The sequence below is a fragment of the Pseudarthrobacter sp. NIBRBAC000502772 genome (assembly GCF_006517235.1).
Classification (GTDB): Bacteria; Actinomycetota; Actinomycetes; order Actinomycetales; family Micrococcaceae; genus Arthrobacter.
This window is the reverse complement of the sequence record NZ_CP041188.1, coordinates 185523-207318: the sequence shown is the minus strand read 5'-3', so window position 1 is coordinate 207318 and position 21796 is coordinate 185523. Positions and strand designations below refer to the sequence as shown.

At 66.2% G+C, this 21796-nt stretch carries 15 protein-coding genes; 9 read left to right on the top strand and 6 right to left on the bottom strand.

All coding sequences use genetic code 11. The features are described from left to right. Nucleotides 1-21 precede the first annotated feature (21 nt). From NIBR502772_RS01030 to NIBR502772_RS01005, 6 genes are all read left to right on the top strand, one after another. On the top strand, nt 22-1323 hold the full coding sequence (locus tag NIBR502772_RS01030) for an extracellular solute-binding protein (RefSeq protein ID WP_141138710.1): 1302 nt from the start codon (nt 22-24) through the stop codon (nt 1321-1323). Between the two features lie 11 nt (nt 1324-1334). Beyond that, nucleotides 1335-2300 carry a carbohydrate ABC transporter permease gene (locus tag NIBR502772_RS01025; protein ID WP_104063771.1) on the top strand — a complete coding sequence of 322 codons (966 nt, stop codon included), beginning with the start codon at nt 1335-1337 and terminating at the stop codon, nt 2298-2300. A gap of 1 nt (nt 2301) precedes the next feature. After that, nucleotides 2302-3234 carry a carbohydrate ABC transporter permease gene (locus tag NIBR502772_RS01020; RefSeq protein ID WP_141138709.1) on the top strand — a complete coding sequence of 311 codons (933 nt, stop codon included), beginning with the start codon at nt 2302-2304 and terminating at the stop codon, nt 3232-3234. Nucleotides 3235-3237: 3 nt separating this feature from the next. After that, nucleotides 3238-4323, top strand: coding sequence for a glycosidase (locus tag NIBR502772_RS01015; RefSeq protein WP_141138708.1), 1086 nt, complete (start codon nt 3238-3240; stop codon nt 4321-4323). Between the two features lie 2 nt (nt 4324-4325). After that, nucleotides 4326-6434, top strand: a complete 2109-nt coding sequence (locus NIBR502772_RS01010) for a hypothetical protein (protein ID WP_246848650.1) — start codon at nt 4326-4328, stop codon at nt 6432-6434. A gap of 306 nt (nt 6435-6740) precedes the next feature. Beyond that, on the top strand, nt 6741-9380 hold the full coding sequence (locus NIBR502772_RS01005) for a trehalase-like domain-containing protein (protein WP_141138706.1): 2640 nt from the start codon (nt 6741-6743) through the stop codon (nt 9378-9380). 61 nt (nt 9381-9441) lie between these two features. On the opposite strand, the gene NIBR502772_RS01000 is transcribed toward NIBR502772_RS01005, so the two are convergent. The 3 genes from NIBR502772_RS01000 to NIBR502772_RS00990 all read right to left on the bottom strand — a co-directional run bounded on the left by NIBR502772_RS01000 (nt 9442) and on the right by NIBR502772_RS00990 (nt 11877). After that, nucleotides 9442-10368: an AEC family transporter gene (locus NIBR502772_RS01000; RefSeq protein WP_141138705.1), complete on the bottom strand. Its 927-nt coding sequence runs from the start codon at nt 10366-10368 to the stop codon at nt 9442-9444. 51 nt (nt 10369-10419) lie between these two features. Beyond that, nucleotides 10420-10845, bottom strand: a complete 426-nt coding sequence (panD, locus tag NIBR502772_RS00995) for an aspartate 1-decarboxylase (RefSeq protein ID WP_181037322.1) — start codon at nt 10843-10845, stop codon at nt 10420-10422. A 105-nt stretch (nt 10846-10950) separates the two neighbouring features. Continuing rightward, nucleotides 10951-11877: a LysR substrate-binding domain-containing protein gene (locus tag NIBR502772_RS00990; protein ID WP_141138704.1), complete on the bottom strand. Its 927-nt coding sequence runs from the start codon at nt 11875-11877 to the stop codon at nt 10951-10953. Nucleotides 11878-12030: 153 nt separating this feature from the next. Between NIBR502772_RS00990 and NIBR502772_RS00985 the strand changes: the two genes are divergently transcribed. Both NIBR502772_RS00985 and NIBR502772_RS00980 read left to right on the top strand, forming a co-directional pair. Beyond that, nucleotides 12031-13494 (top strand): amino acid permease, encoded by a 1464-nt coding sequence (locus tag NIBR502772_RS00985; protein ID WP_141138703.1) that lies wholly within the window; start codon nt 12031-12033, stop codon nt 13492-13494. A gap of 360 nt (nt 13495-13854) precedes the next feature. Beyond that, the gene (locus tag NIBR502772_RS00980) at nt 13855-17373 is read left to right on the top strand and encodes a bifunctional proline dehydrogenase/L-glutamate gamma-semialdehyde dehydrogenase (RefSeq protein WP_141138702.1); all 3519 of its coding nucleotides are present in this window, start codon (nt 13855-13857) and stop codon (nt 17371-17373) included. A gap of 611 nt (nt 17374-17984) precedes the next feature. Here the strand turns inward: NIBR502772_RS00980 and NIBR502772_RS00970 are convergent. After that, nucleotides 17985-18839 (bottom strand): LysR family transcriptional regulator, encoded by an 855-nt coding sequence (locus NIBR502772_RS00970; RefSeq protein WP_056341377.1) that lies wholly within the window; start codon nt 18837-18839, stop codon nt 17985-17987. 161 nt (nt 18840-19000) lie between these two features. On the opposite strand from NIBR502772_RS00970, the gene NIBR502772_RS00965 reads away from it, so the two are divergent. Next, nucleotides 19001-20464, top strand: a complete 1464-nt coding sequence (locus tag NIBR502772_RS00965) for an MFS transporter (protein ID WP_141138701.1) — start codon at nt 19001-19003, stop codon at nt 20462-20464. Here NIBR502772_RS00965 and NIBR502772_RS00960 read toward each other — a convergent pair. Then, nucleotides 20403-21557 (bottom strand): N(5)-(carboxyethyl)ornithine synthase, encoded by a 1155-nt coding sequence (locus tag NIBR502772_RS00960; protein ID WP_056341373.1) that lies wholly within the window; start codon nt 21555-21557, stop codon nt 20403-20405. The two genes, NIBR502772_RS00965 and NIBR502772_RS00960, sit on opposite strands and share 62 nt — an antisense overlap. Further along, nucleotides 21554-21691 carry a hypothetical protein gene (locus NIBR502772_RS22260; RefSeq protein WP_167349828.1) on the bottom strand — a complete coding sequence of 46 codons (138 nt, stop codon included), beginning with the start codon at nt 21689-21691 and terminating at the stop codon, nt 21554-21556. Before NIBR502772_RS22260 ends, NIBR502772_RS00960 begins: the two co-directional genes overlap by 4 nt. Nucleotides 21692-21796: the final 105 nt, after the last annotated feature.

Below are 21796 nucleotides of genomic sequence, written 5' to 3'. Positions count from 1 at the left end.
GACCAGTATCAAGGAGTCGCAATGAAGCGCTTTACCAAAGCCACGCGAATATTGTCAGTGGCCGCCCTGACCGTCATGGGGGCTGGCCTGGCTGCCTGCGGCGGCAGCGGAGGCGGCGGCGATGGCGGTTCCGCCACGTCCGCCAAGGGCCCCATCAAGATCTGGTACTCCAACAACGAGTTCGAGGTGAAGTGGGGCAAGGCCATGGTGGAATCCTGGAACTCCGCCCACCCGGACGAGAAGATCGATGCGCAGGAGATCCCTGCCGGCAAGAGCTCCGAGGAAGTCATCGGCGCAGCCATCACGGCCGGCAACGCTCCCTGCCTGGTCTTCAACACCGCGCCTGTCGCCGTTCCCCAGTTCCAGAAGCAGGGTGGTTTGGTGGCCCTGGATGAGTTCCCGGACGGGCTCCAGTACATCAAGGACCGCACCGGTGACCTGGCGGACCAGTACAAGTCCGCGGACGGCAAGATGTACCAGCTGCCGTGGAAGTCCAATCCCGTTGTCCTCTTCTACAACAAGGACATGTTTGCCAAGGCCGGGCTGGATCCGGAGAACCCGAAGCTGGGGACGCACCAGGAACTGCTGGACACCGCCCGGACTCTGGTGTCCTCAGGTGCTGCCACCAACGCCATGTGGCCATCACCGGCCAGTGACTTCTTCCAGGCCTGGTTCGATTTCTACTCCTTCTATGCAGCCAACTCCGACGGCACCCCGCTGGTGAAGGACGGCAAGGCCACGTTCGACAGCGAGGAGGGCAAGCAGGTCGCCACGATGTTCGAGACGCTCTACAAGGAAAACCTGGCCTCCAAGGAGGTCTACCAGGGCGATTCATTCGCCGAGGGCAAGGCGGCCATGTCCATGGCCGGTCCGTGGGCCATCGCCGCCTACAAGGACAAGGTGAACTGGGGCGCAGTCCCGGTCCCCGCTGCCGCGGCTAAGGCTGATGCCTCAACCTTCTCCGACGCCAAGAACGTGGCCATGTACTCGGCCTGCGAGAACCAGGGCACCGCCTGGGAGGTCATGAAGTTCGCCACCAGCGAGGAGCAGGACGGCAAGCTGTTGACCGACACCGGCCAGATGCCCATGCGCAAGGACCTTCCCACGGTCTACGCGGACTACTTCGCCAAGAACCCGGCCTACACGCAGTTTGCCGATCAGGCTGCGCGGACCGTGGAGGTCCCCAACGTCTCCAACTCGGTTGAAGTGTGGCAGACCTTCCGCACCGCCTACGCCAAGGCCGTGATCTTCGGCAACGAAAGCATCGACACCTCGTTCAAGGGCGCGGCGGACAAGATCAACCAACTGGTAGCCCAGAAGTAGCGTGACCCCCAATGTCACTCCGCTCTTCTAGTGGGAACCCCGTCACGGGGAAACCGGCTGGTGGAACGGCGGACCGGCGGCTGGTGCCCAGGAAGCGTAAGAACTTCCTGGGCCCCCAGCCGCTGGGCCTGCTGTTCAGCGCCCCCTACGTCATCTACGTGCTGGCCGTCCTGGCGTTCCCCCTCGGCTACGCCGTCTACATTTCCTTCCACGATTTCTTCTTCACAGCACCGCGGGTCAAGGTGGACCGGCCGTTTGTAGGGTTCGAAAACTACATCACCGTCCTGTCAGACCCCGCCGTCCAGCGCTCCTTCCTGAACATCGGCGTCTTCCTCATCATCAACGTCCCGCTCACGGTGGGCCTGTCCCTGCTGCTGGCAAACGCCCTGAACCGCGTGACCCGGCTCAAGACCTTCTTCCGCCTCAGCTACTACGTCCCATACGTGACGGCGAGCGTCGCCGTCGTGGGTGTCTGGCTTTTCCTGTTCCAGGGAAACGGGCTGATCAACACACTGCTGGGGCCCCTGGCCCCAGCCCCTTCCTGGCTGGTGAATTCGTGGCTGGCCATGCCCACCGTGGCCCTGTACGTGACGTGGAAACAGCTGGGATTCTTCATCCTGCTCTACCTCGCGGCGCTGCAGAACATCCCCGATGAGCTCTATGAATCAGCGTCCGTGGACGGCGGCAACAAGTGGGTCCAGTTCTGGAACATCACCGTTCCCGGCGTCCGGCCCGCCAGCGTCCTGGTCACGCTGCTGGCCACCATCACCGGCGCGAACCTCTTCACCGAGCCGTACCTGCTGACCGGCGGCGGCGGGCCGGACGGGGCCTCGGCCTCCCCGGTGTTCATCATGTACCAGCGGGGACTCCTGCAGGGCAACCCCGACGTCGCGGCCGCGCTGGGCGTGGTGCTGGTGATCGGCGTCCTGCTGATCGCCCTGATCCAGAAACGCCTCGTGGGCGGGAAGGAGGACTGACATGTCCGTCACCAACGCACAAAACGCCAAGAACGACGACGACGCGAGCCGGCTCCCCGAGCAAGCGGAACCCGTCCTGCGTCCCGACTCGGGCGTCGAAAAACGCCGCAACCTGGGCGTGGGCAGCTTCATCCTGCTGGGCGTGGGCGCCTTCGTGTTCCTCTTCCCGTTCTACTACATGCTCATCGGTTCGCTGCAGACCGCCCCGGACACCTCGATTTTCGGCGCGTTCCCCAATCCGGCCAACATCACCGGGGCCAACTATGTGCAGATCAACGAGTCCATCAACCTGTTCCGCGGCCTGCTCAACTCCGGCATCTTCACCGGCGGTGTCATCCTCTTCACGGTGATTTTCGGGCTGCTGGTGGGCTACGCCCTGGCGCAGATGAAGTTCCGTGGCCGCGGCGTGGTGTTTGGCATGATGCTGCTGGTGCAGATGATCCCGTTCCAGCTCCTGCTCATCCCGCTCTACGTCATGATCGTGCGCGACTACGGCCTGGCGGACAGCTTCCTGGGCATGATCCTGCCGTTCGCCATCAACTCCACGGCGGTGTTTGTGTTCCGCCAGTACTTCCTCCAGCTGCCCTCAACGCTGTTTGAGGCCGCCCGGATCGACGGCGCCTCGGAGCTTCGGATCCTGTGGCAGATCGCCATCCCGCTGGTCCGTCCTGCCATCGTCACTGCCGTGCTGCTGACCTTCATCGGCCCGTGGAACGAGTTCCTGTGGCCGTTCCTGGTCACCAAGGAGCAGTCCCTGCAGCCACTGGCCGTGTCACTGGCCAACTTCATCTCCAACATCGCCGGCCAGGCCGGCAACCCGTTCGGTGCCATCCTTGCCGGTGCCTGCGTCCTGGCGGCGCCCGCCGTCGCGCTGTTCATCTTCTTCCAGCGCCAGTTCATTTCCACCAATATCGGTTCCAGCGTAAAGGGCTAATCAATGACTTCCCCCCACACTTCTGCACTCCCCACTGTCCCGTTCACCCTCACCCGCGCCGGCGTCATCATGACCCCCGAACCCGGCAACGACTTCGAGGCCGAGGGCGTCCTCAACCCCGCCAGCGGCCGCGGCCCGGACGGCGAGCTGTACCTGCTGCCGCGGCTTGTGGCCACTGGCAACGTGTCCCGCGTGGGCCTTGCCAAAGTGGTCATCAACGACGACGGCGTGCCCACCGGCGTGGAACGCGAGGGCGTGGTCCTGGCCCCGGACGAGGGCTGGGAACGCGGCATGAACAACGCCGGCACCGAGGATCCGCGCACCACCTGGGTAGCCGCCCTTGGCAAGCACCTCATGACCTACGTGGCCTACGGCCCGCTGGGTCCCCGCCTCGCGTTCGCCCACTCCGAGGACCTCCGGAACTGGGAGCGCCTTGGCCCCTGCTTCTTCGAGTACCAGGCCGATCTCTCCATGGACCTGAACCTGTTTCCCAACAAGGATGCGGTGTTCTTCCCGGAGCCGGTGAACGACCCCGACGGTGTGCCCTCCTACGCCATGCTGCACCGCCCCATGTGGGACCTGGGCTGGATCCGTCCCGGCGAAGGCGAGCACCTGCCCGCAGGCGTCACGGACAACCGCCCCGGCATCTGGATTTCATACGTGGCCGTGGCCGACGTCGAACGCGACCTGCGCAACCTGGTGCACATGGGCAAGCACCGGCTGGTGGCCCTCAGCGAGTTCCCCTTTGAGGAACTGAAGATCGGCGGCGGCCCGCCCCCCATCCGCGTGGACGAAGGCTGGCTCCTGATCCACCACGGCGTGGCCGGAAAGATGGCCGCCTCCGCCTTCGAACAGCAGCAGAACGTTAACTACACCGCCGCGGCCATGATCCTGTCCGCGGACGATCCCTCCACGGTGATCGCCCGCAGCGACAAGCCGCTGTTGGCGCCGGAAACCGAGGACGAGATCTCCGGGATCGTGCCGAACGTGGTGTTCCCCACCGCGATCGAAAAAATCGGCGACCAGCTGTTTGTGTTCTACGGGATGGCCGACTCCAAAATCGGCGTGGCCAAACTGGACCGGATCTGAGGGTGCTGCCTTCACCGAAGGCCACACGGCCGGTGGTGACGGCGGTGGCCGTTTCCCTGCTGGCTGTTTCGCTGCAGGCAGGCGCCGTCACGGCGGCCCCTGCCGCGCCGCCGTCGGCCGCCACTGCGCACACTGCATCGGCGGCACCCGTCCTGGAACCCGCATTGGCCGACGGCGGGAGCCTCACCAACCTGGACCACCTGGACTTCCTGCTGGACACGGTGCCGCTGGCTCCGGTGCCCGGGCACACCACCTACCAGCAGGAGCAGGACCCCGAGGCCGAAGCGCCGTGGACCTACGCCGACAAGAACGACGACGGCAGCTACGACCGAGTGGGCGGCGGCGACCTGGATCCGGCCACGGGTGACTGGACCCAGGGTGCCTACAACGCGGACGATATTGCCCGCACCGCCGTGGTGTACCTGCGGCACTGGAAGCAGACCGGGGACCTGGCGAGCAAGGAGCACGCCTTCCAGAACCTCCGTACGCTTACGTACCTGCAGACGGTGGACGGCCCGAACGCCGGCAACGTCATCCTCTGGCAGCAGGCGGACGGCAGCCTGAACCCCAGCGCCATTCCCGTGGAACTGCCGGATCCGTCCGACTCCGCGGAGTCCTACTGGCTGGCCCGCACGGTGTGGGCCCTGGGCGAAGGTTTCGCAGGGTTTGCGGAGTCCGATCCGGAGTTCGCCGCCTTCCTGCAGGACCGGCTGCACCTGTCCCTGGGTGCCCTGAACCGTCAGTCCCTCGCCAAGTACGGAACGTTCGACACCGCCGACGGCGTCCAGGTCCCGGCCTGGCTCATCGCCGGCGGCGCGGATGCCTCCGCGGAGGCCGTGCTGGGCCTGGCCGCCTATGTGGAGACCGTTCCATCCGATGCCGTGGCCACCACGGCGCTGTCCCGGCTGAGCGAGGGCGTGGCCGCGATGTCTTCCGGCTCGGCCACGCAATGGCCGTTCGGCGCGATCATGCCGTGGAACAAGTCGCAGAGCCTCTGGCATGCGTGGGGCGGCATGGCTCCGGCCGCTGTTGCCACCGCTTCCACTGTCCTGGACCGGCCCGACCTGCTGACGGCAGCCGTGAAGGACACCGCGCAGTTCACGCCGCAACTGCTCGCAGCCGGCGGTCCGGACAACGCCTGGAGCCCCGCTCCCGGCGAGGCCCAGATCGCCTACGGCGTGGACTCCCGCGTCCAAAGCCTGGTGGCGACGGCGGAAGCCGCCGACGCCCCGGGCCTCCTGGACGTGGCCGCCATCGCCGCGGGCTGGTTCTTCGGCGCCAACCCCAACGGCGCCCCCGCCTACGACCCGGCCACCGGCACGGCCATCGACGGGATCGAAACGGACGGCCGGATCAACCCCAACTCCGGCGCCGAATCCACCATCCACGCCCTGCTCACCATGCTGGCCCTCGACGCCGACCCGGCCCTCCGGGCCAAGGCCTTGGGGATCAGCGTGACCGAGGGGACCAACGGACTCAGCGTGGTGGAAGCCGAGGCCGGGGCAATCACAGGCAGCGGCACCGTGGTGCGGCCGCCGTCGTCCTGGACCGGCGAAGCGAATATATCCGGCGGGGCATATGTCGACCTGAACTCCGGCGGCAGTCTTTCCATCCCGCTGCCGGCAGCGGACCAGCCCAGCAATGTCTTCCCCATCGTGAACCAGGCAATTGCGCCCTCGGGCACCACCACCTGGACCTCGGCCAAGGGCCTGCTCGGCACCACGGCCAACGGCGGGGCAGGGGCGCAGGGCATCACCGACGCACCCGGCATCCTCATCCCGTTCACCCTGCGGCGCGCCCTCGCTGCCGGCCTGACCGCGGTCACCGCCAGCACCGACGGCCAGGCGGCACTGGACGCACTCCTGGTCCAGCCGCTGATCTCCACGGTGTCCGTCTCCGGTTCGGGCGGCGACTCCACGCTGTACGTCAGCGCGGCCAAGTCCGTTACCGTGCAGCAGGTCAGCGTGCCGGAAGGGTTTGTGCTGGTCCAGCGCCAGTATGACTCCGCCGGCCAGCCCGTCAAGGGCTCCAACGGCAGCGCCGGCGCCACGTCCGGACGCGTCACGGTGGCCCCGGGCGGCTTCACGATGGCGACACTGACCGCCGGCTGAGGTTAGGTCGGCTGAGGTTTGGCGCTGCCGGCCGAGATTCACTTCCAACGGGCCGGCGTCACGCACGGCAGCCTTTTGGAAAGCACGACGGCGCCCTGCCGCGGATTCGCGCGGTGGGGCGCCGTCGTCGGGTGTTAAAGCCTGCCCGGCGTGACACGACACGACGCCGGCGGCGGAGGGTGGGTCCCGCCGTCGGACGTTACACGGTGGCAATAGCCGGGACATTCAGGCGAAACCGCCGGGCGGAAAAATGGGATACGGCCCCTCCGGCCTTTCCGGGCCAGGCTCTGCTGAAGGAGTGCAAGCATGGCTACGCCGTTGAACCAGAGCGTGGCGGATTCCGCCCTGCTGACCAGATCGCTGCCGCTGGGCCTGCTGCGGACGTTCATCCAGTCGGACCTGGCGGACGAAGGGTTCACGCCCACCCTCCTGGCCGAACTGAAGGTCCTCGCCCGTGTCCCCGGACTGCTGGTGGCCTGCAACTACGGCGGAACACTGTGCGACGCCGAGGGAATCTCCACCGAGACCCTTCCCCTGGGGAGCGCCGCAATCGCGCTCCGCGCCCTGGCCGCCCTGCCCAACACCCATGCCGCCGTCATCTCGGGGCGCTCGCTGCGTGACCTCGCCGCAGTGTCCCGGCTGCCCGCGGAGGTGCATCTCATCGGATCGCATGGCGCGGAGTCGGACATGGCCTTCGCCCACGTCCAGGACCTCGCCACCGAAGCCACGCTCCACAAGGTAGGCACGGCGCTGACTGAGGCCGTGGGTTTCCAGGAGGGCATCTGGATCGAGCGGAAGCCGGTGGCTGTGTCGGTGCACACCCGGCCGGCCTCGCCGGCGGTGGTGCAGGTGGTGACGGAAACGGCCCGGGAGATCGCCAGGGCCCATGGGTTGTTCTTCATCGTGGACGGTTCGGTCCTGGACCTCTCGGTAACGGAACCGGCCAAGGCGGACGCCCTGGAAAATCTCCGGTCCCGGCTGGGCGCGAGTGCTGCGCTGTACGCAGGTGACGCCCACAGCGACGAACTGGCCATCGCCACGCTCCGCGGCCCGGACCTGGGGTTGCGAGTGGGCCCGGGGGAGACCCGGGCGTCCCACCGGCTGCGGAACCCGGAATCCTTCGCCCGCGTCCTGGCCCTCCTGTTCGAGCTGCGGCGGGCCTGGCTTTTCGGCGAGGACGCAGTGGGGCTCGAGCGCCACACGATGATCGGCAACGGATCATCCACCGCTTTGGTCACTCCGGATGCCAAGGTCTGCTGGATGAGCCACCCGCTCCCGGATTCGGGATCGCTGTTCGCCCACATCCTGGGCGGGGACGCCGCCGGGCACTTCTCCGTAGAGCCGCTCAAGGCCTCGCCGGTTCTGGGCCAGCGCTACGTGGACAGCACCATGATCGTGGAGACGCGCTGGGCGGACGTAACCGTCACGGACTACCTGGAGCCGGCACCGGAAGGGATCACCAGCCTGGTCCGGGTGCTCTCCGGCACCGGCGGCGCCAAGATCGTCTTCGCGCCCCGGCCGGATTACGCCAACGCGCCGTTCAGCATGGAGGCCCGCGGCGATGAACTCCATGTGGTGGGAACCTCCGATCCCATTTTCCTTCTTGCCCCTGGCGTCAGTTTCACCATCACCTCGGACGGCCTCCATGCCACCGCCACCGCTTCGGTCAACCTCCAGGACGGGCCGGTGGTCCTCAACCTGCGCTGCGGCGACACCGAGCCTGCGTTGGCGGATCCCCGCGGGGAGATGGACCGGCGGGCGGGCGTGGCGCTCCACTCCCGCCGCTGGGTGCAGGAACTGGAACTGCCCTCGGTGAAGCCATCGCTGGTCCGCCGCTCAGCGCTGGTCCTCCGCGCCCTCGTGCACGAGCCCACGGGTGCCGTGCTGGCCGCGCCCACCACGTCGCTGCCCGAAGGAATCGGCGGCACACGGAACTGGGATTACCGCTACTGCTGGCTGCGGGACGGCTCCATGACGGTGAACGCGTTGGTGGACCTGGGCTCCACGGCGGAGGCGGCCGGGTTCCTCAGCTGGCTGGGCCGGATCCTCGAACATGCACCGGGCCCTGAATGGCTGCATCCGCTGTACTCGGTGACGGGGGCGCCGCTGTCCACGGAGGCCGTCATCGACAGCCTGCCCGGGTATGCGGGGTCCCGGCCGGTCCGGATCGGCAACGCCGCGGACCACCAGGTCCAGCTGGATGTCTTCGGGCCGGTGGCTGAGCTGATCCACGGCGTCAGCTCACGGAATGGTGGCCTCGAGGACGGCCACTGGGACCTGATGGTGCAGATGGCGGCCGCCGTCCTGGCCCGGTGGCATGAGCCTGACCACGGCATCTGGGAAGCCCGGCGGCCGCCGCGGCACCACGTCTACACCAAGGTGATGTGCTGGGTGACGCTGGACCGCGCACTGCGGACCGCCGACCGGCACGGCAGGACGCCGGATCCGTCGTGGGAACCCACGGCCCGGATCATCCGGGAGGAAGTCCTGCGCGAAGGCTGGGATGATTCGGCCGCGTCCTACACCGTGGCCTACGACAGCCCCGACCTGGATGCAGCCGTCCTCCACATCGGGCTCTCCGGCCTGCTGGATGTCACGGACCAGCGGTTCCTGGACACCGTCACCGCCGTGGAAAGGGAACTGCGGGTGGGCCCCACCGTGTTCCGGTACAGGTACGACGACGGCCTGCCGGGATTGGAGGGCGGCTTCCACATCTGCACCACCTGGCTGATTGAGGCTTACGTTGCGGTGGGCAGGATCGAGGAGGCCTGGGACCTGTTCGACCAGCTGGTGAACCTCTTCGGCCCCACCGGCCTGCTGCCCGAAGAATACGATCCCAGCACGGAGACGCACCTGGGGAACCACCCGCAGGCGTACTCGCACCTGGGGTTCATCCGCTGCGCCCGGATCCTGGACCGGCACAAGCCAGAGGCCAAAAGGACATAGCCCGGCGCGAACGTACACTTGAGGCCCTGTCGGGAGGGCCCCAACTGCTCGTTCGCGCTGGTCAGTTCAGCAGCAGCGCGACGCCGATCATGGCGGGTACCGCCACCACCGTGGTGATCAGGACGGTGTCCTTGGCCACGGTGAGGCCGGTCTGGTAACGGCTGGCGGCAACAAAAACGTTCTGCGCGGTGGGGAGGGACGCCACTACGACGGCAGCGAACAGGGCCGGGCCGTCGAGCCCTACGGCAAAGCGGGCAAAAACGTAGGCGATGGCCGGCTGGACCACCAGTTTGAAGGCACTGGCCAGGAGGGTGTCCACGCGCCTGCCGGCGGCGGCCTGCAATGGCCGGCTGCCGTTCAGGCTCATGCCGAAGGCGATCAGCATGGCCGGAATCGCGGCGCCGCCAATGAGGTGGATCGGCTCCAGGAGCAGCGGCGGAACCTCCCAACCGGTCCCCGCCACCAGCAGGCCAAGGCCCGAGCCAACAATCATCGGGTTCCGCAGGATCATCAGAATGAATCCCCAGGGCGTGGTGCGGTGTGAGCTGGTACTGGCGTCCAGGATCATCAGGAAAATCGGCGTGAAGAACGCCAGCTGGAAGATCAGCAGCGGAGCCACGTAACTGGCGTCGCCCAGGACATATACCGCGATGGGAATACCGAGGTTCGCGGAGTTGGCCAGGGAAGCGGCCATCGAGGACATCAGTGCTTCCGGCAAAGCGCGCATGAGGACGAACTTGACGATGCTGAAGAAGATAAGGGCGGTACAGACGGCGGACACAGCCGTGACCAGCAACGGTTCCGCGAAGACTTCCCGCAGCTCTGCCTTGCTGAGCGTCTCGAAGAGGAGGGCGGGGCTGGCCACAAAGAAGGTCAGGCCACTGAGGACCTGGCGGGCGTTGTCGCCCAGGATCCGTTGGCGGCCGACGAACCAGCCCACCATGATGATGAACCAGACAACAAAGAAGCCCTGCAGCACACCTACCACGAAAAGCCTCCGAGGCTGCGGCGGCGGTGTCTGCCCGGACTCACGCTCCGGCTACAGGGCGGCGTTGTTCAGGGCGAAGGGCGGACGCATCAGGCCCGGCGTGTGGCACTCGGCGGGGTCGTTTCCGATCTGGACAATCTTGTTGTCCTTATCCACATGGATGACCTTCGGGGTGTAGGCATGGGCCTCTTCCGTGGTCATCTGGGCATAAGTGATCAGGATGACAATGTCGTTCTCGTGCATCAGGTGGGCTGCTGCCCCGTTGATGCCAATGACGCCGGAGCCGCGCTCGCCGGCGATGGTATAGGTCTCCAGGCGCGCACCGTTGGTCACGTCCACGATGGCCACGAGCTCGCCGGGAAGGATATCGGCAGCGTCCAGCAGGTCCAGGTCAACGGTGACCGATCCTACGTAGTGCAGGTCGGCATGCGTGACGGTGGCCCGGTGGATTTTGGACTTGAACATTGTGCGATTCATAACCCGCCCAGTCTAGCGTTGGCGCCCGGATCGCGCTGTGACGCACTGAACATGGAGGCGGAAGCTGTTTCCCGCCTACACGCACGTGACCGGGCGATCCGGCACCTAACCGGATGTGCCGCCGTCGTCCGTCCTTGCTACCGAGATGGCGGTGGCTGCCAGCGTCTCGCGGGCGGCGAGGATGGCGGGCCGCTGCGCGCTGGCGCGGCGCACCGACGTGAACACGGTCCTTCGCGGATGCCCCGGCAGATCCAGCAGCCGGGCGGTGGTGCCCCGTCCCGTCCAGACGAGGTCCGGCATCAGCCCCACGGCATTTCCGGACTCGATCAGCCTGATCTGCGCCTGCAGGTCCGCTGTTTCGAAGCGCACATCGGGCTCGAATCCTGCACTCCGGCAGGCCTGCTCCGCCCAGTGCCGGGAGGCTGCGCCGCGGGGCTCCATAACCCAGGGCAGCGCGGCAGTGTCCTCCAGCGACGTGATGGGCGGCCGGCTGGAATCCGCCGGCGGAACGGCCAGCCTGATCGCGTCAGTGGTCAGCTTGATGCGGTCCAGCTCCGGGTACCGCGGGGCGGCGTGGCCCGGATACTGTTCGGCGATGACCAGGTCAAAATCGCGTGCCCACGTCTCATGAAGGGCCGTTTCGGGTTCGCGCTGGATCATTTCGATCCGGACCTCCGGGTACTCCGCCGTCATCCGCGAGAGTGTGTCCGGCATCAGCGCCAGGGCCGCGGACTGGAACACCGCAATCCGTACCGTGCCCGTGACGGTGGTCAGCGACGCCGCCAGGTCCGCCTCCGCCTGCTCCAGGGTTTCGAGCAGCTGGGCGGTGTGCGCCACCAGGACTTCGGCCTGGGGCGTCAGCTGCACGCGCCGCCCCGTCTTCCGGAGTAGCTCCACTCCCACTTCCTTTTCCAGCAGCGCAAGCTGCTGGGAGACCGACGACGGGCTGTACTGCAGAGCCTCCGCCACCTCCGCCAGCGTGCCCCGGATCTTCAGTTCGCGGAGAAGCCGCAGGCGACGGACATCGAGCATGGCCACATTCCTTGGTGAATCTAATGAATATTGGTTAGAAGTAGTCACTTTATCTAATGCAATTGCGCTTGCATACTGGTGTACCTGAGTTACCCCCGTCACAGCCCCTTCCGGGGCGCCGTGATGGGGCCGCACCCCACGCAGGAGTTCCCGATGAGCCCTAAAGATATGTCCCAGTCGATCATGCGGCGCAAGCCACTCGATGACATCGAAGAAGAGAACAAGCACAGCGGTCTGTTCAAGTCCCTGGGGCTGTGGCAGCTCACGGCCATCGGCGTCGGCGGCATCATCGGCGTCGGGATCTTCTCCCTCGCGGGCCTGGTGGCGGCGGGCAGTGAAGAAAACCCGGGTGTGGGGCCCGCGGTGCTGATCTCGTTCCTTATTGCCGGCCTGGCATCCGCCGCGGCGGCCCTGTCGTACGCGGAATTCGCCGGCATGATTCCACGGGCAGGCTCTGCCTACACCTACGGCTATGTTGCGCTGGGCGAGGTGATCGGCTGGTTTATCGGCTGGGACTTGCTACTCGAATACATCGCGATCGTGGCCGTAGTGGCCATTGGCATCTCCGGTTACCTTGAGGCGTTCCTGTCCGGAATCGGCATCCACCTTCCTGTCTGGATGACCTCGACGGCGGATGAGGGCACGGGCGGCATTGTCAACATTCCCGCCATCCTGGTCTGCCTGCTGGTGACCTGGATCCTGTCCCGCGGAACCAAGGCATTCGGCCGGTTCGAGCTTGTGGCCGTCGCCATCAAGGTTGTCCTGATCCTCTTTATCATCGGCCTGGGCGTCTTCTACATCGACACCAACAACTACAACCCGTTTATGCCCAGCGGGTTCGGCCCGGTCCTGGCAGGGTCTGCAACAGTGTTCTTCGCCGTGTTCGGGTACGACGCTATGAGCACCGCGGCCGAAGAGGCCACGGACGGCAAGAAGCACATGCCCAAGGCCATCGTCCTGTCCCTGATCATCGCCATGCTGCTCTACGTCGCGGCCACCCTCGTCCTGACCGGCATGCAGAACTACAAGGACATCGATCCCGCCGCCGGATTCGCCTCCGCCTTCACCAGCGTGGGCCTGCCCGTGATTGCCACCATCATTTCGGTGTTCGCGGTCCTGTCCATCCTTACCGTGATGCTGACCTTCCTGCTCGGCGTCACCCGCGTCTGGTTCTCCATGAGCCGCGATGGCCTCCTCCCCGGTTGGTTCGCGGGAACGGACAAGCACGGAACCCCGCAGCGCGTGACCTGGATCGCCGGCGTCTCCTCCGCCCTGCTGGCCGGCGTGTTCCCGATCAAGGCCGTCGCCGACCTCACCAATATCGGGATCCTGGCCGCGTTCGTGGTGGTCTGCCTCGCCGTGATCGTCTTCCGCTACAAGAAGCCTGATGCACCCCGTACGTTCCGCTTGCCCCTGATGCCGTTTATCCCGGCCTTCGGTGTCCTGGCCTCTGCGCTGCTCATCTGGCAGCTTCCGGCGGACACCAAGTGGCGCTTCCTCATCTGGCTGGTCATCGGCCTGGCCATCTACTTCTTCTACGGCCGCAAACACTCCCTGATGAACCCGGACAGCCCGCGCCACGAGGAAGCCGTGGAGATGCACCGCCCCATCGGCTGACACCGGCCTCCCGGGCGTCCACCCGCCCGCCACCGGACGCTCTCTCACTTCCTGCACGTTTTCACCAAACGCTCTCTCACCTTTCGGGGCGCGAACGACGAACCCTCTCTCACATTCTGTGGGGGAGGGTTCGTCCGTTACTGGTCGTTTTTGATCGAGTGCGAGAGGGTTGCCCAAGAACCCGCATTAAGTGAGAGAGCGTTGCCAAAAATCGGGGATTTCCTGACCGTTCGGACGGGATTTTGAATCGTTGAGTTTTCTAACCTGTATTGCTCAGAAAACATCGCTTTATCTTACGTGACCGGAAGATCATACTGATGGAAAGAGCGACCTCACCAACGGAAAGAACGAGTGTTAGATATGACCAACATTTCAACGGAGCCCGGCGTCTTCACCGGGAAGACGGCCACCGAACCGGCCGTTGCCGCCACGTCCCACGTGCCCGAAGCCCAGGCCTTGGCCGGGGAAGCAATCGGGCTGGTGCGCCGCTGGCTCACCGAGGCTTCGAAAGTTCCCGTTGATGCCTCGGCCGAGCAGCTCGCCGGTGTGCTGAAGGACCCGAACGGCCTGGACTTCACCGTTGGCTTCGTGGACGGCGTGGTCCGCCCCGAAGACCTCCACGTCGCTGCCCGCAACCTCGCCGCCCTGGCGCCCAAGGTCCCGGCGTTCCTGCCCTGGTACATGCGCAGCGCCGTCCGCCTTGGCGGCACCATGGCACCGGTCCTGCCGCAGGTGGTCATCCCGATCGCCCGCCGCGTGCTCCGCGAAATGGTGGGCCACCTGATCGTCGACGCCACCGACGCCAAGCTGGGCCCGGCCATCGCCAAGATCCGCAAGGACGGCATCAAGCTCAACGTGAACCTCCTCGGCGAGGCCGTCCTGGGCGAGCACGAGGCATCCCGCCGGCTCGCGGGAACCCACACACTCCTGGCCCGCCCGGACGTGGACTACGTCTCCATCAAGGTTTCCTCCACCGTGGCCCCGCACTCCGCGTGGGCGTTCGACGAGGCCGTGGAGCACGTCGTCGAGAAGCTCACGCCGCTGTTCGAACGCGCCGCCTCCTTCGCCCATGGCGGCCAGGCGGCGAAGTTCATCAATCTGGACATGGAGGAATACAAGGACCTGGACATGACCATCGCGGTCTTCACCAGGATCCTGGACAAGCCCGAGTTCAAGAACCTTGAGGCCGGCATCGTGCTGCAGGCCTACCTCCCGGACGCCCTCGCCGCCATGATCCGCCTGCAGGACTGGGCTGCCGAACGCCGCGCCAACGGCGGCGCCGCCATCAAGGTCCGCGTGGTCAAGGGCGCCAACCTGCCCATGGAACACGTGGAGTCCTCGCTGCACGACTGGCCGCTGGCCACCTGGGGCACGAAGCAGGACTCGGACACCAACTACAAGCGCGTCATCAACTACTCGCTGCACCCGGACCGGATCAACAACGTCCGGATCGGCGTGGCCGGCCACAACCTCTTCGACATCGCCTTCGCCTGGCTGCTCGCGAAACAGCGCGGTGTGGAGTCCGGCATCGAATTCGAGATGCTGCTGGGCATGGCGCAAGGCCAGGCTGAAGCGGTCAAGAAGGACGTCGGCTCGCTGCTGCTCTACACCCCGGTGGTGCACCCGGCCGAGTTCGACGTCGCCATCGCCTACCTGATCCGCCGCCTCGAAGAGGGCGCCAGCCAGGACAACTTCATGTCCGCGGTGTTTGAGCTCAGTGAAAACGACGTGCTGTTCGAGCGCGAGAAGCAGCGCTTCCTCGCCTCCCTGGACAGGCTCGACGACGAGATCCCCCCGGCCAACCGGCAGCAGAACCGCAGCCTCCCGCCGCAGCCCCTGCCGCACGATTCGTTCAAGGACACCCCGGACACCGACCCGTCGCTGCCCGCCAACCGCACCTGGGGGCGGGCCATCCTGGACCGTGTCCCGTCCTCCACGCTGGGCAACGCCGCCGTCGACGCCGCCACCATCAGTGACGCGGACACCCTCAACACCGTCATCGCCACCGCTGTCGAGAAGGGCAAGGCCTGGGGCGCCCTGTCCGGCGACGAGCGCGCCGAGATCCTGCACCGCGCCGGCGACGTCCTCGAGGCCCGCCGCGCCGACCTCCTGGAGGTCATGGCCAGCGAAACCGGCAAAACCATCGACCAGGGCGACCCCGAGGTCAGCGAAGCCGTGGACTTTGCCCACTACTACGCCGAGTCTGCCCGGAAGCTGGAAAAGATCGACGGCGCCACGTTCGTCCCGGCCAAACTCACCGTGGTGACCCCGCCGTGGAACTTCCCGGTCGCCATCCCGGCAGGGTCCACCCTCGCGGCACTCGCCGCCGGCTCCGCCGTCGTGATCAAACCCGCGAAGCAGGCCCGCCGCAGCGGTGCCGTGATGATCGAAGCACTCTGGGAAGCCGGCGTCCCGCGCGACGTGCTGACCATGGTCCAGCTCGGCGAGCGTGAACTCGGCCAGCAACTGATCTCCCACCCCGCCGTGGACCGCGTGATCCTCACCGGCGGCTACGAGACCGCGGAACTCTTCCGCTCCTTCCGCAAGGACCTGCCGCTGCTGGCCGAAACCAGCGGCAAGAACGCCATCATCGTTACCCCCAGCGCCGACTTCGACCTGGCGGCCAAGGACGTGGCGTACTCGGCGTTCGGCCATGCCGGCCAGAAGTGCTCGGCAGCATCACTGGTGATCCTGGTGGGCTCCGTTGCCAAGTCCAGGCGGTTCCACAACCAGCTCGTCGACGCCGTCACCTCGCTGAAGGTGGGCTACCCGGAGGACCCCACCAGCCAGATGGGCCCCATCATCGAGCCCGCCAACGGCAAGCTCCTGAACGCCCTCACCACCCTGGGCGAAGGCGAAACCTGGGCGGTGGAACCGAAGAAGCTCGACGAAACCGGCCGCCTGTGGAGCCCCGGCGTGCGCTACGGCGTCCGCCGCGGATCATACTTCCACCTCACCGAATTCTTCGGACCGGTCCTCGGCGTCATGACCGCTGACACGCTCGAAGAAGCCATCGCCATCCAGAACCAGGTCGAGTACGGCCTCACCGCCGGCCTGCACGCCCTGGACCCGGACGAGCTCGGCACCTGGCTGGAGACCATCCAGGCCGGCAACCTCTACGTGAACCGCGGCATCACCGGCGCCATCGTGCAGCGCCAGCCCTTCGGCGGCTGGAAGAAATCCGCCGTCGGCGCCGGAACCAAAGCCGGCGGACCCAACTACCTCACCGGCCTCGGCGACTGGGTTAGCGCGGACGCCTCAGCCACGCGAGCCGTCACCCACGCGGGTGTCGGCCGCATCCAGAACGCCGCCGCAGGCGAACTGCAGCCGGCTGAAATTGAGTCGCTGCAGCGCTCCCTCGGGTCCGATGCCCTGGCCTGGGCCGATGAGTTCGGCACCGCCAAGGACGTTTCCGGCCTGAGCGCGGAACGGAACATCTTCCGCTACCGTGCGCTGCCGGTCACCGTGCGGCTCTCCGAAGGCGCCCCGCTGGCTCACCTCGTGCGGACCGTGGCGGCCGGTGTCCTGGCCGGTTCGGCACTGACGGTGTCCACCGCCGTCGAACTTCCCGCACAGCTGCGCGCCGTGCTCACCGGACTGGACATCACGGTCGCTGTGGAGTCCGACGCCGGCTGGCTGGCTTCGGCGGCACGCCTCGCCGCGGCGGGCAAACTGTCCGGCGCGCGAATCCGCCTGATCGGCGGCGACGCCACCGCCCTCGCGGAGGCCACGGACGGGCGTCCTGACCTGGCGATCTACGCCCACGCGGTCACCGAAGCCGGACGGGTAGAGCTTCTGCCGTTCCTGCACGAGCAGGCCATCAGCATCACGGCCCACCGCTTCGGCACCCCGAACCACCTCTCCGATGAGCTGATCTAGGGCGGGCCGGAACCCAACTAAACGAAAGGCCCGGTGGCCGCCATCGTGGCGGGTGCCGGGCCTTCGCTAGTGAATAGTTGAGTGGTGATCCGGTGGCTGCGCTCGGCGAGCCTGGAGCGAGCCGGGAGACCGTGCGTAAATTAGCCCAGATACCAGCCTGGGGGAGTCCACGATGCAGGAACATTGTGGGCTGAGAAATCTTCGCAACGGGTGCAGGTGTAGGCGACTTCGCCCAGTGTCCTGACCGCCCCGTCACGCCGGTAAACCGGTGGAATGTAGGACTCGAGATAGATGAATTCATCCGTGCCACATTTGTCGCACGTGGGCTTGCCGATGTACTCGGCAGCCCGCGAAATGCCGGCGTTGTGGCTGGAATGATGCGTGACCAGCGGCCGTACGGTGCTATGTCGCTGGGTATATACAGTGTGTAAATGGGTGTTCTCGGCTGTCGTCATTGGCTGCCTATCCCGAGTGCGGCCGCATCATGGGCTGCATGGCGCACTCGTAGTGTTGAACCGGCCACTGCTTGACCCATGGATATTCCAGCATAGGCGAGGCGGGCTTTTACTTCAATGGTTCGTTTCCAGCCCTGATTCCTGCGGCAAATTCGGTCAAACCGACTTCTTGAGCGTCCGCCCGACGATGGTCTGGGTCAGCGCATCGATCACTTCGGCGTTGGCCAGCGGGTTCCGGATCAGGGTGAAATCCACATCGCCCACTGGAGGCAGGTCGAACCGGCGGGTGATGATCTTGAGGTCTTCGGGAACCAGCGACGTCGGCATCACAGCCACGCCGATGCCTGCCCGGAGTGCCGCCAGGACACCACTGATCTGCCGGGTAGTGCACGTGATCCGCCAGGTCCGGCCGCTTGATTCCAGTGCATCGATGGCCAGCTTCCGGCTGAGGCTGGGGGAGGGGTATGAGATCAGCGGTACGGGATGCCCCGGCTCCAGTGACGTCTGTTCCAGTCCCACCCAGGAAAACGTGTCGTGCTGGACCACGGTGCCGTCCTTGACGCCAGCCACCCACTTCACAAACACGAGGTCCAGCTGGCCGGCATTGAGTTTCTTATACAGCTGGTCGCTCTGGCCAACGGTGAGCTCAAGGTTGATCTGTGGATAGACCTGGCGGAACTCCCGAAGGATCCGGGGGAGGCCGGTGATGGCAAGGTCGTCCGCCGTGCCGAACCGCAGCCGGCCCCGCATGGCCGAGCCGGAGAAGTAACGGGTGGCGGCATCGTGGGCCGAAAGGATGGTGCGGGCGAAGCCGGCCATCGCGTCACCGTTGTCCGTGAGCCGGACGTCGCGGGTGTCCCTGCTGATGAGGATGCGCTTCGCCGCCGTCTCCAGCTTGCGGACATGCTGGCTGACGGTGGGTTGTGCCAGGCCCAGGCGCTCCGCGGCCTTGGTGAAGCTGAGCGTCTCGGCTACGGCCAGGAAGGAACGGAGCTGGGTGGGTTCGTACACAGTGGACTCCTTTGGCTGCGGGCTGACTGTCCACCCACGTCAGAGTGGGCGTTATTACGCTTTGCAATGGTAGTTATAGGCGAGATAGGGCTACATAATCACCTGGAACCAGCCTAGCGTGGGAAGCATCCCAGTCCGCCCGCTTCCCTGAGGACATCCCTGTGGCACCCCCACCGCCAACGTCGGCAACCGTCAGCCAGCCCGTCATCGACTCCGCTACCGCCGCCTCTGCCCAGACCCAACCCATCGCCGTCGTCAGTGAACACCTCCCCTGGCGGCAAACGTTTATCTCCCTGAAAGTCCCCAATTTCCGCATCTTCGCGATCGGGCACTTTGTCGCCGTCGTCGCCCTCTGGATGCAGCGGATCGCCCAGGACTGGCTGGTGCTGGAACTGTCCGGTTCCGTCACCGCCGTGGGCATCACCGTGGCGCTGCAGTTCATGCCGTCGCTGCTGTTGGGGCCGTGGGGCGGCATGATGGCGGACCGGTTCGCCAAGCGCCGGATCCTCATCCTGTGCCAGAGCCTGGCCGCGGTCCTCGCCGCAGCGCTCGCGGCACTTGCCCTGACCGGCGCCATCGAAGTGTGGCACGTGTACGTCATCGCGCTGCTGCTGGGCCTGGTCACCGTGCTGGACCAGCCCGCGCGCCAGGTGTTCGTCAACGAACTAGTGGGCCCCAAATACCTCCGGAACGCCATCAGCGTCAACTCCACGACGTTCCAGCTGGGCGGGCTGATCGGTCCGGCACTGGCAGGACTGCTGCTCACCGCCGTCGGCGCCGGCTGGGCCTTCGCCGCGAATGCGCTGGCCTGCTGCTCCACCGTGGCCATGCTGCTGCTCCTGCGCAAGGACCAACTGTTCGTCAGTGCTCCCGCGCCCAAGAAGAAGGGCATGCTGCGGGAAGGACTGCAGTACGCGCTCAGCAAGCCCACCATCTACTGGCCGTGGCTGATGGCCGGCTTCATCTCCGTCTTCGCCATGAGCCTGCCCGTGCTGCTCGCCGCGTTCGCGGACCACGTGTTCGACGTCGGCGCCGGCGGCTATGGCCTGCTGAACGCCCTGGTGGCACTGGGGGCGTTGGCCGGTGCTGTCGCGTCCACACGGCGCCGCCACCTGCGGCTCCGCTCCGTGGTGTTCTGCGCGGGAATGTATGGCCTGATGCTGTGCCTGGCCGCCCTGGCGCCGTCCATGCTCTGGTTCAGCGTGGTGATGGTCCTGTCCGGATTCTGGTGCCTGATGTTCCTGACCGGCTCCAACCAGCTGGTCCAGATCAGCTCCAACATGGGCATCCGCGGCCGGGTCATGAGCCTGTACATCATGGTGCTGATCGGCGGCCAGGCCATCGGCGGGCCCATGCTCGGGTGGATCGCCGAGCACGTGGACCCGCACGTGGCACTCATGGTGTCCGGCGGGGTGCCGGCGCTCGCCGCGGTGACTGTCGCCGTCGTCCTGGCCCGAAAAGGCGCGCTGGCGCTCAGGGTGGACCTCAAGGACCGCCGCCACCCGCTGCGGATCGTCAGACGGGTGGCCGCGGCGTCTACGCCGCGGCCCACAGCGGCAGAGCCTAAGCCGGCAGGTGCGGGTACTCGGCCTCGCGCCGCTGGAACTCCAGCACGTCCTTGTTGAGGACCACGCCTTCGCGGATTTCGATGGCGCGGGAAATGGTTTCGTTCCCATCCCACTCCGCGGGGCCGCCGATGACCGTCTCAAGGAACGGCAGCAGGGCCTGGCTGATCTCCCAGCTGGAGGAATTCCAGAGGTAGGACGGGCTGTGGTCCACCGCGTAATAGTTGATGTGGTCGCCGATGGTAAACATCGGTTCTGCGAACGTGGTGGACCGCGCCCAGCTGAAGCCCATTCCCTCGTCGCACGAAACATCCACGATCAGGCTGCCCGGGCTGAACGCCGCGAGGTCCTCAGTCCGCAAATACGTCAGCGGATTGTTCGGATCCTGCAGCGTGCAGTTGACCACGATGTCGCTCTCGGCCAGGAACGGCGCCAGCGGAACCCGGCCCCGCTCGGTGATGACCTGGCTCAGGAAGGGTGCCTTGTCGTCGTGATCAAACTGGACGATGTTGACCGAGTGGATCGGGGCACCAACTGCCGCAACTCCGCGGTTGGTCAGCACCTGAACGTCGTGGATGCCATGCGCGTTCAGCGCGGTCACTGCGCCGCGGGCGGTCGCGCCGAAGCCGATCACCACGGCACTGAGCCGGCGGCCGTAGTCACCCGTGGAGCCGGTGAGCGAGAGCGCATGAAGCACCGAGCAGTAGCCGGCCAGCTCGTTGTTTTTGTGGAACACGTGAAGCCCGAATCCGCCGTCGCTCGCCCAGTGGTTCATTGCTTCGAAGGCGATGAGCGTGAGCTTCTTGTCGATGGCCAGCTGGGTGATGGCGCGGTCCTGGACGCAGTGCGGCCAGCCCCAGAGGATCTGGCCGTCGCGCAGTTCCGCGAGGTCCTCCGGCTGCGGCTTGGGCAGGAGTACGACGTCGGCCTCCGCCAGCAGCGCTTCCTTGGTGGCCATTTTGCCCACGAGGGTTGAGAGCTGGTCATCCGAGACGCCGAAGCGCTCACCATAGCCCTGCTCCAGGATGATGCGCTGGCGCAGTTCCGGAGCGATCCGCTCGAAATGCAGGGGGTGGATGGGGAGGCGGCGTTCGTCCGGTTTCCGGGTGGATGCCAGGACGCCGAGGGTCAGGTGGCTCTGTTGGCCACTCACTTCTTTTTTGCGGCCTTGGACGTGATGTCCAGGGAGGTGGCCGGCGCTCCGGCGGCCCGCTTGTCGGCGCGCTTTTCCTTGATGGACTTGCCGGCTTTTTTGGATGCTGCTTGACGCGGGGACTTGTCAGCCATGATTGCTCCTGTAGCGGAACCGAAGAGGTTCCTGACTTCTGACGATACACGGCCGGGCCTAACAGCCCCCGGGTGATGGCCGTATGGAGTGGGAGTCGCCGCGCC